This is a genomic window from Pseudomonas sp. HP_14 (assembly GCF_055283875.1).
Map to the genome: position 1 here is coordinate 163,314 of NZ_JBTOQI010000005.1, position 12,629 is coordinate 175,942.

A 12,629-nucleotide genomic window follows, 5' to 3' on the forward strand; every position below is an offset into this window, starting at 1 on the left:
CAAGGAGTGCTCATGGCTTTCGATTGGCAAAACCCTTATCCGACTACGCGGATCCCGTTGTTCGCCCGTAACGTGGTGTCGACGTCTCACCCGCTGGCCGCTCAGGCAGGGCTGAATATCCTGCTTGCTGGCGGTAACGCGGTAGACGCAGCAATTGCTGCTGCCGCGATGCTCACGGTAGTGGAGCCTGTGTCCAATGGACTGGGCAGCGACGCGTTTGCGATCCTTTGGGACGGTAAACAATTGCATGGCCTGAACGCTTCTGGTCCGGCGCCGCACGCCTGGGATCTGGAGTACTTTCGCGGGCGTTATGGCGAAGATGGCTCGGGTCATGCCAAACGCCCGGTACGAGGCTGGGATTCAGTGACGGTGCCGGGTGCCGTGGCGGGTTGGGCTGCGTTGCATGAGCGTTTCGGCAAGCTGCCATTTGCCGACATTCTGGAGCCCGCTGCACAGGTTGCCGAGCGCGGTGTGACCCTGGCACCGACCGTAGCCCACAAATGGTCGGGCGCTGTGCCATTGCTGAATACGCAGCCCGGCTTTGCCGAGACCTTCATGCCCGGCGGGCGTGCGCCGCGCATCGGTGAGAAGTTTGTGTTCAAGGACGCTGCGCGGACTTTGCGCCTGCTCGGCCAGCAGGGTGGCCGGGCGTTTTATGAAGGCCGGATCGCTGAAGCCATTGTCGGTTTTGCCCGGCAGACTGACGGCTCTTTAACGCTGGATGATTTGCGCAATTATCAGCCGGAGTGGGTCAAACCGATCTCGAAATCCTACCGGGGTTATGACGTGCATGAGATCCCGCCAAACGGGCAGGGTATTGCGGCGTTGATCGCACTGGGGATTCTGGAGCGCTTCGACGTCGGCTCGCTGCCGCTGGATTCGGCGCAGTCTCAGCATGTGCAGATTGAAGCCATGAAGCTGGCGTTTGCCGACATCTATCAGTACGTCGCTGATCCTTCGAGCATGGACGTCACGCCGGAGCAGATGCTCGATGACGCTTACCTGGACAGTCGCGCCAGGCTCATCAATCTCGATAAGGCCAGCGATCCGGGCTTCGGCATGCCGCGCAGCGGGGGCACGGTGTACCTGAGTGCGGCGGATGAAAACGGCATGATGATTTCGTTCATTCAGTCCAATTACATGGGCTTTGGTTCGGGCATTGTCGTGCCTGAGTACGGGATCAGTCTGCAGAACCGTGGTGCTGGTTTTTCCAGTGATCCGAAGTCGGCCAATGTCGTTGCGCCGGGCAAGCGGCCGTTCCATACGATTATTCCGGCGTTCCTGACCAAAGACGGCAAGCCGCAGATGAGTTTCGGGGTGATGGGCGGGGACATGCAGCCGCAGGGGCATGTGCAGACGCTGGTGCGAATGCTCGATTACAACCAGCAGCCTCAGGCCGCCTGTGATGCGCCACGCTGGAAGGTGAATCGGGATTTTTCGGTGGATCTGGAAGATACCCTGGCGGCTGCTACGGTGGAGGGTTTGCGGGATTTGGGGCATCGGCTGAAATCCGTTGAAGACCCGTACATGGACTTCGGTTCAGGGCAGTTTATCTGGCGGCTGTCGGAGGATGCCGACCACGGTTATGTGGCAGCGAGTGACAGCCGTCGGGATGGGCATGCGGCGGGGTTTTAGTCTTGCCGACCTTTGCAGGAGTCGCCCCGGTACCGCACATCGACCGTGCTATCCCGCAGAACCGGCCGGCGCGGGATCAGTGCTTGCAGGCAAGCATAGAATCTCCCGCATAAAAATCGCATCTATTCAGGGATGTATATTTTTGGTTTGACAGGAGCTAATTTGTTGGCGGGACGGAAGGCCTGATCAGGCCGGTCCAATGCCTCGCGAACAAGTTCGCTCCTACCATGAAATTGCATTCGCGCATTGCCTTGTGCGTTATGACCCGACACCACCCGGCTCAAGCTGTTGCCTTCTGAATTGCCCCGGCGGTAGGCCGTGTATCTGACGGAAGCGCCGTGAGAAGTAGGCTTCATCGGCAAAACCGCACAATCGCGCCACTTCGCCTACCGGTTTTGTGCCGTTGAGCAGGTGGTTGCGTGCGGCGTGCATGCGTCTTTCGAGTACCAGTTCGCTGAAGGTTTTACCGATTTCCTTGCGCAGCCAGTGAGTCAGGTAGGTGGGCGAGAGGTAGGTGGCGGCGGCGACTTTTTTCAGGCTCAGGTCGGGGTCGGCCAGGTGTTTGCGCACGTACTCCGACATGCGCGTCAGTGCATCGCGGCGGCTCAGTTGTGCGGCATTGCCGTCGGCCAATTGCATCAATGGTTCGCCATACAAGGTGCAAACCGTGCTGATCAACTGCAACAGCAAGCCCTTGAGCATTTCCCGGGTGCCGAACTGGCGGTTGCGATCCAGCTCACGCATGTGTTCGAGAAGGGCGCAGATTTTGTCGAACTCATTCTGCTCAAGAATGAAGTCCAGATGCTCCTGAAAGCGGAACGGTGAGAGTTCCGGCGCGAGCAGGATTGATACGTCTTCCAGGTCCAGCGGGTCGCACTCCAGGTGCGGTAGCAGGAAGGTCTGGGAAAAGTTGATCACCATGAAATTGCTGTCTGCAGGGTGCGGGATCATGTGCATGCGGTGCGGCAGGATGAACGCCAGGGCGTTGCGCGGGAAAGGTCGTTCGACGTTGCCGATATGCTGAATGGTGTCGCCGCCCAGGTTGATCTGGATCTGAAAGTACTCGTGGCGGTGCGGGCTCGTTTCCGCACTTCGCGCCGTTTTATCGCGGATATAAAAATCAGCGCGTTCGCTGCGCTGCTGCATGCCGTATGTGGGGACACGATTAGCGGCGTTGCTGCTGGTGTGGCTGCTCGTGTGATGCGCTGCGTGCATGGACGACATCTCCTGCTGGTCTTTGCTGAACACCCGGGATTTTATGGCGAAATCCTCTAGTTGTTAGGTCTTTGTATGATGACCCAAGCATGCGCGGTTTGCGGCAATGCAGGCAACCGCTTTGCTTTGATGTCCAAAAAATACCGGTGATGGCACAAATGTTTCGAAGGCTCTGGATCAGTGGTTACATGGCTGTATTCGAGTTTTTCATGGGGGTCGGCAGGCGGCGAATTTTTTTGGACTTCTTTGATCTGCGCCGGTTTGATCTGAAAAAACGATCTAACCGGCGCATTGATTTTCCTTGGTTGTACGATAACTTGAAGGCCGTTGCAGACCGACATCTATCAAAAATAATTAGAAGGTGCTCGTACCATGAAATCTGATCCTCGCTGCTTTGCCTCCCCGATCTGTGCGCGTCCTCGCGCCTGCGCCTCAAACTCCGACCCCTCTCACGGTTAACCCTGCTGCGCGCCCGATCGTGCTGATCACTCTGTACTGATCAAAAGCGCCTGAATCTGCTGGCAGTTGATTTCGCTCTCAGTCGAGGGTGATGGCTTCGCTTTGTCTGAAAACCGCTCAATCACAACAATAATGAGGCTACTTCATGTCAAGTACCCAAACCTCCCAGGCCGCAGTGGCCAGTGCCGATACGGCTCCTCAGGACGCCGTTACCTCCCAGCGGCTGCCGACTCGGCGACGCTGGTTCATGCTTTCCCTGTTGCTGATCGCGACCATCATCAACTACGTCGACCGGGTGAACATCTCCATCGCCGCGCCATTCATGGCCAAGGATCTGGGACTGGATAAGGTCGAGATGGGCCTGATCTTCTCCGCATTTGCCTGGACCTATGCATTGGCACTGGTGCCGGCCGGGTTTGTCGCGGACCGGTTCGGCTCGCGTATCACTTACGGGGTGTCGCTGATCAGTTGGTCGGCAGTCACCGTATGCCAGGGGCTGGCAGGGGGCTTTGCTTCGCTGTTCGGGCTGCGGCTTGCCGTGGGCGCGATGGAAGCTCCGGCATTTCCGGCCAACAGCCGTGCGGTAACGGTCTGGTTCCCGGCCCGGGAGCGGGGCCTGGCCAGCAGTATCTACGTGTGTGGTCAGTACCTGGGCACGGCACTGTTTACCGGCGTGCTGTTGTGGCTGGCGACGACTTATGACTGGCGCCACGTGTTTTACAGCACCGGTATCGTCGGCATTGTCTTTGGCGTGATCTGGTTGTTTGTCTATCGCGATCCGTTGAACTGCAAGAAAGTCAGCAAGGAAGAACTCAAGTACATCGAAGACGGCGGCGGGTTGGTCAAAAGCAGCAAAGAGCGCACCCGATTTAACTGGCGACAAATTGCCGAGCTGTTTCGCTATCGGCAGATATGGGCGATCTGCATCGGCAAATTCGCCAGCACTTCAGCGCTGTATTTCTTCCTGACCTGGTTCCCGACGTACCTGATCGAAGAGCGTCATCTGACCATGATCAAAGTGGGCATCTTCGCCGTGCTGCCGTTCATTGGCGCCACTGTGGGAATTTTGCTCGCGGGGATCGTTTCCGACCTGTTGATTCGCCGTGGCTACTCCATGTCGTTCGCGCGCAAATTGCCGCTGGTGGTGGGCTCGATGCTGGGCATGTCGATCGTGCTGGTCAACTTCACTGACTCCAACGTGCTCTGTATCGCTGTGTTGACCACGGCATTTTTTGCGCAGGGCATTGCTTCGGCGTCCTGGGCGGCGGTGTCGGAAGTGGCGCCAAAAGAGTTGATCGGCCTGACCGGTGGCGTTACCAGCCTTGCGGCGAATATTGGCGGGATCGTCACGCCGATCGTGATTGGCGGCATCGTTCACGCCACCGGCTCCTTCGCGATGGCCTTCTGGTTCATCGGCGGGGTAGCGCTGATTGGCACGTTGTCTTACTCGCTGCTGCTGGGGCGCCTGTACCGCATCGAATTGCAGACCCGTTAAGGGAAATACCCCTGTTTAATCCAGGACAAAGCCGCTTTCGTCCAACTTTGCAGCGCTTCAGCGTCGTAGGCTGAACGCTCTGGATAGGACGTTGCACGAGGACAACAATGAATAACTACGTATTTACGCCTGCCACTCAGAACACCTTACCCGTTGAAGGCAGCACGGCCCGGTTCCCGGTCGGTCGCGTGTTTTGCCTGGGGCGCAATTACCCGTGGGGTGATGCAACCGGCCAGCAGCGTGAAGCCCCGGTGTTCTTCATGAAGCCCGCCAGTTCGGTAATCGATGCCTTAGGCGAAATCGCCTTTCCGCCACTGACGGAGGAGTTCTGTCATGAGATCGAGCTGGTCGTCGCCATCGGTGAGGGAGGGGCGAACATTTCCGAAGACAACGCGCTGGAGCACGTCTGGGGCTACGCGGCCGGGCTGGACCTGACCCGCCGTGACCTGCAGAAAGTCGCCAAGGTCGCCGGAATGCCCTGGGATGGCGCCAAGGCATTTGATGGTTCTGCGCCCATTACCACGATCATGCCGGTGAGTCAGATTGGCCATCCGGGCGAAGGTGCCGTGTGGCTCGCAGTGAATGGCGAAGAGCGTCAGCGCTCAACACTGGAAAACCAGATCTGGTCGGTGCGTGAGGTGATCAGTCGCTTGTCCCAATCCATCACGCTCAGGCCAGGCGACCTGATCATGACCGGTACGCCACCGGGTGTGGATGCGCTCCAGCCGGGCGATGTGATCAGTGCCGGTATTGATGGGGTAGGCCAGTTTGAAGTGCGGGTCGGTGCACGGCGTGTGGCGATCCAGTAACCCTGTAGGCGCAGTCCTCTGGATCTGTTGGAGCGAGGCTTGCCCGCGAAGAACGCTAATTCGGTGTACCTGACTTACCGAGCAGGCTGGTTCACGGGCAAACCTCGCTCCAACAGATGCAGATGATTTTTTTGCAGCGCATCACCTAATTCGAAACAAGGAGAACAACAATGTCCAATAACTCTTCCTCCAAAATCGCCTTGGTCACCGGTGCCGGTAGTGGTGTCGGTCAGGCCGTCGCCCGGACTCTGCTTGCCGAAGGTTACAAGGTTGTGGTGGTGGGGCGTCGTCTCGAACCGCTGCAAGCCCTGGTCGACGAAGCTCATGCACAAGGTCGCGAAGCGCTGGCGGTGTCGGTTGATGTGCGTGATCCGGCCAGCATTGATGCAATGTTCGCCACGGTCGAAGAGGTCTATGGTCGTCTAGACGTGATCTTCAACAATGCCGGGATCAACGCCCCAGCGGTGCCGATGGATGAGCTGCCGGTTGAGAAATGGCTGGACGTGATCAACACCAACCTGACCGGTGTGTTTCTGTGCTCGCGAGGGGCGTTTGCCCTGATGCGTCGGCAGCAGCCGCAAGGTGGACGAATCATTAACAACGGTTCGATTTCCGCGCATACGCCACGGCCGTTCACGGCGCCGTATACCGCCAGCAAACACGCTGTATTGGGGCTTACCAAGTCCCTCGCGCTGGATGGTCGTGAGTTCAATATCGCCTGCAGCCAGATCGATATCGGCAACGCGCTGACCGAGCTGTCGGTGCGCATGACCAAAGGCGTGCGCCAGGCCAATGGCGAAATCGCCGTGGAGCCCATGGTCGACGTCAAGCATATCGCCGACGCCGTGGCGTACATGGCCAGCCTGCCGTTGTCTGCCAACGTACTGAACATGACCGTCATGGCCACCAACATGCCCTTCGTTGGTCGCGGCTGAAACCCGTCTTGTCATCTATTCAGAGGTTCTCATGAAGCCAGAAGTCCTGTTGCTCAGCCCCATCCTGATCCCCCATATTCGTGCGCAGCTCGATGAACTGTTCACGGTCTGGCCCTACCATTTGCAGACCGACAAAGCGGCGTATCTGAAGGAGCACGGCGCTAATATTCGCGGGGTGATTACCGGTGGTCACACCGGGATTACCCACGCGGTGATGGAGCAGTTGCCCAGGCTGGAAGTGATCGCCGTCAATGGCGTTGGCACTGACGCGGTGGACCTGGCCTATGCCCGGGATCGCGGGATTCATGTCACCGCCACGATTGGCGCGCTGACTGAAGACGTTGCCGACCTGGCCATCGGCCTGTTGATTTCAGCCTGTCGCGGTTTGTGCACCGGCGACCGCTATGTGCGCGCCGGTGAGTGGGTGAAAAGTGCTACGCCATTGGTACCGTTGCCCCTGGCGCGGCAGGTCAGTGGCATGCGCATCGGTATTGTCGGCATGGGTCGGGTTGGGCGCGCTGTCGCCGTGCGTGCTGCGGCGTTTGGCTGTCCGGTCAGTTACACCGATCTGCAACCCATGAGCGATGTCAGCCATACGTTTGTCGCGGACCTCACCGAGTTGGCCCGTGACAGCGATGCGCTGATTCTCGCGGCAGCCGCCGACAAGGCTGAAGGGATCATCAATGCGCAGGTTCTGCAGGCACTGGGCAGTGACGGTTATCTGATCAATGTGGCACGCGGCAAACTGGTCAATGAACCTGACTTGATCGCTGCACTGGAAGCCGGACAAATCGCCGGTGCCGGGCTGGATGTGTTTGTCGATGAACCGAACGTGCCTGAGACATTGTTTGCCCAGGAACAGGTGGTGCTGCAACCCCACCGGGCCAGCGCCACGGTGCAGACTCGCACGCGCATGGCCGAAATGGTGGTGTCCAGTCTGGTCGACACCTTCGCCGGAAAGAAACCGCAGCGCTGTGTGACGGGCTGAGGCTAGCAGCGATCCTGCTTTCCTGTAGGAGCCGAGCTTGCTCGCGATAAGGCTGGACGCAATTCACTTTAGATTGCATGAACCTCATGGCGAGCAGGCTCGGCTCCCACAACCAGATTTTCGCGAATAGAGCGATGCCAGCCCGGCCGACGCCTGAGAAGGAGGATCATGAATCATTGCAGAATGTATCCCGTCCGCTAAAACGGTCATTTGCTGACAACGACTCAGGTGCCTGATACAGGCACCACAACACCGTATCTCCAAGGCCTTTACTTTTTGTGATCCGGCCTCACCTGTTTTTTACGCGGGCTTTGCTACAGCTCTTACTCCCCAAGGGCTGTAGCTTTTTTTATATCATCTGACCCATGCCGTTTTATCTTCCTGATAACTGATTCCCCGTTGGCAGAACCTGACTGGAAATTTCCTCTCCTGCCACGATGGTTCACGCATTGATGAATCAGGCTCATGAGGCTAATTAGATTTAGCCCTATAGTCGCGACTAAGCCTGCTGGTTAAGTTCCAACCGCAGACATCAGCGGGCAGGCAGGAATCATGACCATAGCAGCCGTCAATACCCTGGAAATCCGTATCAACCCAGAGGCTGACCCACAACTTGAACAGCAACTGCAAAGCTGTACAGCGCGTATTGAAAACATGCCGGGTTGCCTCGGTTATTCGCTGATACGCAGTACGGGCGAGGACGGTTTGTGGATCCTCAGTGGTTACTGGTCAAGCAGCGAAGCCATGACAGGGCATTTTTCAAGTGAGCCAATGACCGAGATTGTCAGCGCGTTGATCGATTCCTGCGCACAGCTGACCTTCAGCCGCCTCGCGCCGGTATTGGCCGAGGCACAGAGCGATGGAGTTTGACGAGAGCCTGTTTCGCAACATCGACCTCAACAGCCTGTTCACACTGTTGCTGATCTATCGCGAGCAAGGCGTCAGCAAAACAGCCGAGCTGCTGCATGTGAAGCAGCCTGCGGTGAGTAACACCCTGGCCAAATTACGCTGCCACTTTCATGACCCGCTGTTTGTTCGTCATGCCCATGGTGTGAAGCCGACAGCCAAGGCCACCGAAATTATTCAGCATCTGGAAGCAGGCTTTCAGGATATTCAAAACGCGCTACTGATCGCTGCCAGGTGACCTGTTTTTCGAACCTTGGGCGCGCCCGGCAGGGTGTAACGATTGCAGATGCTTTAATTGAACGGACATACCAGTTTGGGCATTCCAGACGCATCAAAAGACGGATACAAGCATGCAGCAGGAAAACTTCAACGATCTTTTTGCCTTTGCCGCAGTAGCGACTGATCGCAGTTTTACCAAGGCTGCCGCCAAACTGGGCGTCAGTCCATCGGCCCTGAGCCACACCATTCGCAACCTCGAAGCGCGGCTCGGTTTGCGTTTATTGACCCGGACCACGCGCAGTGTTTCGCCCACTGAAGCCGGGGAGCGGCTCCTGCGCACGGTCAAACCGCGCTTTGATGAAATAACGTCCGAACTGGCCGTATTGAGCGATCAACGTGAAGCGCCAGCGGGCACTATTCGTATTACCGCCAGCGAGCACGTGGCGATATCCATTATTGGCCCGGCGTTGCAGAAACTGTTGCCGCAGTACCCGGACATCAATGTGGAGGTCAATGTCGATTCGGGCCTGACCAATATCGTCGCCGAGCGTTTTGACATTGGCGTGCGGCTGGGCGAAAGAGTCGCCAAGGACATGATCGCGGTGCGAATCAGTCCGGACTTACGCTGGGTAGTCGTGGCTTCACCTGCCTATTTCGCCAGAAATCCGCAGCCCGAAGTACCGCAGGATCTGACCAGCCATAACTGCATCAATATTCGCTTTCCGACCCATGGCGAGCTGTTTGTCTGGGATTTTGAGAAGGACGGTCGCGAGGTCAAGGTCCGGGTCGAGGGGCAACTGACCTTCAACAGCATCGTCATGCGTATGGACGCAGTACTCGCCGGGCTGGGCGTTGCCTATTTACCGGAGGACCGGGTGGCTTCATACATTGAGGACGGGCAGCTGATCGCGGTGCTGGATGACTGGTGTCAGCCGTGTCCGGGCTATCACCTTTATTACCCGAATCGCCGTCATGCCTCTCTGGCGTTTTCTCTGGTGGTTGATGCCTTGCGTTACCAACCCTGAGAAGGCATTGGTGAATTCCCCTCATGGCTGCATGCGGGGCGCGCCCCATAGTCGTTGCCAATGCAGTGGTTTAACGTCCCGGAGTCGTTGAATCGCCAGGCGTGATCCTGACCTTGAGTACCTTCATTTACATCGGCATCTCATTCAAAGTCATCATTAAAAGGCCCATGCATGAAGCTATTAGCAACCGCGTTCGCCACTCTGTTCTTTGCCACTGCCTCTGATGGCAGTGAGTCAAAAGCCAGGCCTGACCCCAAGCCTTCCCCCGATGTGCTGGAAGTCACCCCTCAGCTTTATCAATACACCACTGACCTGTTATTCGGTGAAGTCTGGAAGCGCGAGGCGTTATCCCCGCGTGACCGCAGCCTGATTACCCTGTCGGCGCTGGTTGCCGGGGGGCAGACCGCGCAGATGACCGGGCACGTGAACCTCGGGCTGGACAACGGCCTCAAGCCCAGTGAAATCAGCGCGCTGATTACCCATCTGGCGTTCTATTCCGGTTGGCCAAATGCGATGTCGGCGGTGGGCGTGGCGAAGAAGGTCTTTGACGAGCGCGGCATCCCCGCGGACCAGATCGTGCCGCCTGCCACCGAACCGCTCACGCTTGACCCGGCCATTGAAGCCAGGCGCAAGGCGGCTGTTGCTGCGGCAACGGCGGATGTCGCCCCGGAGCTGGGACGTTTCACTGATGACGTGTTGTTTGCTGATCTGTGGCGCCAGACCAGCCTGACAGCGCGTGATCGCAGCCTCGTCACTGTCGCGGCATTGATCACTCAGGGGCAGGCCGCGCAATTGCCGTTTCATCTCAATCGCGCCATGGATAACGGCCTGACCCGTGAGCAGGCGTCTGAAGTGGTGACGCATCTGGCGTTCTACGCCGGTTGGCCGAAGGCGATGTCGGCTGTGCCGGTCTTGAAGGACGTGTTCGCGTCTCGCGCTACCCAAGGTTGATCAATGAGAGGGCATGCCCAGACATGCCCGACCATATCCCGTGAGGTTCATCATGAAGAAACTGGCAGCTACTGCGTTATCACTGTCCCTGCTTGCGTTTGAATCCCATGCCGAGAGCACGCTGCCGGTGACGGTTACGCCCAACGGCTCGCAACCCTCGGTGAAGGGGCCAGCGGATTACTTTACCGGGACGGTGCGGGTCGATGCGCCGTTCAAAGGTAGTGAGCCTGCGCGTGTCAGCGGTGCCACCGTCACTTTCGAACCCGGTGCCCGTTCAGCCTGGCACACCCATCCACTGGGGCAGACGTTGATCGTCACTGCGGGGGCCGGGCTGGTACAGGAATCTGGCAAGGCCGTACAGACCATCAACGCTGGCGACACGGTGTGGATTCCGCCAGGCGTCAAGCATTGGCACGGGGCAACGGCTACGACGGGCATGACTCACATTGCCATTGCCGAGGCACAGGACGGCAAGGTGGTGAACTGGCTGGAGCAAGTCAGTGATCAGGAGTATGCCGCTTCACGCTGATCCGGGGGCAACGCCATCGGGTCACGACAGTTATCAAGGCCGCCTCGGTTCTACTCCGTTGAGGGGTGGCCTTTTTTTTTTTTCCGGCGCCACACCGCTGTCGCGCAGCAAACATTTGACCTGAGCGCACGAGCAACGCGAGGCCGCGATGGCGGTGTGTCAGACAAGTCGCATCGCTGGCCTCGTAACCTCGGTGAGCTTCTACAGGCCGGGGCCAATCGGCAAGGTTGCGTTATCCCGTTCCTGCGGAAAAACGTTATCGCTGGATTAGTTCAACGCCCGGTCATGTCCAGCGCCGCTTGCGGCAGGCGCGCACCTTGGGGCTGGATCTTTGCTGCGGCGTCTTCGATGGCGGCCAGGTCCGCCGGGCTCAATTCGAGGGTCACGGCGCCGAGGTTTTCTTCCAGGCGATGCAGCTTGGTGGTCCCCGGAATCGGCACAATCCACGGCTTGCGAGCCAGCAGCCAGGCCAGCGCGATTTGCGCAGGTGTCGCGCCTTTCTCATCCGCCACCCTGCGCAGCAGATCAACCAGACCCTGATTGGCTTTACGCATTTCTGCCGTGAAGCGCGGGACATGGTTGCGGAAGTCGCTGCTGTCGAATTGCGTGGTTTCATCGATCTTGCCGGTCAGAAAGCCTGCGCCCAAAGGACTGAACGGCACAAAGCCGATGTTCAGTTCTTCCAGCGTCGGCAGCAATTCCAGCTCGGGCTCACGCCACCATAACGAGTACTCGCTTTGCACAGCGGTGACCGGATGCACGGCATGGGCGCGGCGGACGGTTTGCACGCTGGCTTCGGACAAACCGTAGTGCCTGACCTTGCCCGCAGCGATCAAGTCGGTGATTGCCCCGACGACGTCTTCGATGGGTACAGCCGGGTCCACCCGGTGCTGGTAGAACAAATCGATGGTCTCGACCTTCAAGCGCTTGAGTGAAGCTTCGGCAACCGCTGTGATGTGTGCAGGGCGGCTGTTCAGTCCGCTGCCGCGCACGCCGGTTTGCAGGTCGATATCGAAACCGAATTTGGTGGCGATCACCACCTGGCCTTTGAACGGTGCAAGCGCCTCGCCGAGCAGCTCTTCATTGACCCAGGGGCCATAGGCTTCGGCAGTGTCGAAAAAATTCACACCGCGCTCGATAGCGGCGTGCATCAGGGCGATCATCTGCTGCTTGTCGGCGGCAGGGCCGTAAGCGGAGCTCATGCCCATGCAACCCAGACCCATCGCCGAAACGTCGAGTGCATTGCCCAGTGTTCTCATTTTCATTCTGTTCTCCATAGAGATGCCTTTGAATACAGGCTACAGAGCAGGGCTGTGTTAGAGAATGCGGGTTAATCCAAGTACGGTTGTGAGGTGGGTTCAGTAATGCGAGTTGCCTGGTGATGTGGGAGCCGAGCTTGCTCGCGATAGAGACGCAGCGCGGTTTACGGTCCAGGTGCGTTATCGTTCATCGCGAGCAAGCTC

Annotated in this window: 12 protein-coding genes; 10 read left to right on the top strand and 2 right to left on the bottom strand. The window is 58.3% G+C overall.

The window, feature by feature from the left end; genetic code table 11:
• The first annotated feature begins 12 nt into the window (after nt 1–12).
• Nucleotides 13–1,635, top strand: coding sequence for a gamma-glutamyltransferase (gene ggt, locus ACYASS_RS05840; protein ID WP_463585423.1), 1,623 nt, complete (start codon nt 13–15; stop codon nt 1,633–1,635).
• 258 nt (nt 1,636–1,893) lie between these two features.
• Here the strand turns inward: ggt and ACYASS_RS05845 are convergent, their stop codons facing one another.
• Nucleotides 1,894–2,781 carry a helix-turn-helix transcriptional regulator gene (locus ACYASS_RS05845; protein ID WP_463585455.1) on the bottom strand — a complete coding sequence of 296 codons (888 nt, stop codon included), beginning with the start codon at nt 2,779–2,781 and terminating at the stop codon, nt 1,894–1,896.
• Between the two features lie 673 nt (nt 2,782–3,454).
• Between ACYASS_RS05845 and ACYASS_RS05850 the strand changes: the two genes are divergently transcribed.
• The 9 genes from ACYASS_RS05850 to ACYASS_RS05890 all read left to right on the top strand — a co-directional run bounded on the left by ACYASS_RS05850 (nt 3,455) and on the right by ACYASS_RS05890 (nt 11,166).
• Nucleotides 3,455–4,804, top strand: coding sequence for an MFS transporter (locus ACYASS_RS05850; RefSeq protein ID WP_243248841.1), 1,350 nt, complete (start codon nt 3,455–3,457; stop codon nt 4,802–4,804).
• Nucleotides 4,805–4,911: 107 nt separating this feature from the next.
• The gene (locus ACYASS_RS05855; protein WP_463585424.1) at nt 4,912–5,613 is read left to right on the top strand and encodes a fumarylacetoacetate hydrolase family protein; all 702 of its coding nucleotides are present in this window, start codon (nt 4,912–4,914) and stop codon (nt 5,611–5,613) included.
• Between the two features lie 170 nt (nt 5,614–5,783).
• On the top strand, nt 5,784–6,548 hold the full coding sequence (locus ACYASS_RS05860) for an SDR family oxidoreductase (protein WP_463585425.1): 765 nt from the start codon (nt 5,784–5,786) through the stop codon (nt 6,546–6,548).
• A 31-nt stretch (nt 6,549–6,579) separates the two neighbouring features.
• Nucleotides 6,580–7,536, top strand: a complete 957-nt coding sequence (locus ACYASS_RS05865; protein WP_463585426.1) for a 2-hydroxyacid dehydrogenase — start codon at nt 6,580–6,582, stop codon at nt 7,534–7,536.
• A gap of 552 nt (nt 7,537–8,088) precedes the next feature.
• Nucleotides 8,089–8,406: an antibiotic biosynthesis monooxygenase family protein gene (locus ACYASS_RS05870; RefSeq protein ID WP_463585427.1), complete on the top strand. Its 318-nt coding sequence runs from the start codon at nt 8,089–8,091 to the stop codon at nt 8,404–8,406.
• Entirely contained in the window at nt 8,396–8,680 is a 285-nt protein-coding gene (locus ACYASS_RS05875) for a LysR family transcriptional regulator (protein ID WP_243248850.1), read from the top strand. The genes ACYASS_RS05870 and ACYASS_RS05875 overlap by 11 nt, the downstream gene beginning before the upstream one ends.
• Nucleotides 8,681–8,792: 112 nt before the next feature.
• Nucleotides 8,793–9,686, top strand: coding sequence for a LysR family transcriptional regulator (locus tag ACYASS_RS05880; protein ID WP_463585428.1), 894 nt, complete (start codon nt 8,793–8,795; stop codon nt 9,684–9,686).
• Nucleotides 9,687–9,857: 171 nt separating this feature from the next.
• The gene (locus ACYASS_RS05885) at nt 9,858–10,637 is read left to right on the top strand and encodes a carboxymuconolactone decarboxylase family protein (RefSeq protein ID WP_463585429.1); all 780 of its coding nucleotides are present in this window, start codon (nt 9,858–9,860) and stop codon (nt 10,635–10,637) included.
• A 52-nt stretch (nt 10,638–10,689) separates the two neighbouring features.
• A complete protein-coding gene (locus tag ACYASS_RS05890) occupies nt 10,690–11,166 on the top strand; it encodes a (R)-mandelonitrile lyase (protein ID WP_463585430.1) in 477 nt (158 codons plus the stop codon).
• A gap of 272 nt (nt 11,167–11,438) precedes the next feature.
• Here ACYASS_RS05890 and ACYASS_RS05895 read toward each other — a convergent pair whose 3' ends face one another.
• The gene (locus tag ACYASS_RS05895) at nt 11,439–12,431 is read right to left on the bottom strand and encodes an aldo/keto reductase (protein ID WP_463585431.1); all 993 of its coding nucleotides are present in this window, start codon (nt 12,429–12,431) and stop codon (nt 11,439–11,441) included.
• Nucleotides 12,432–12,629 lie beyond the last annotated feature (198 nt).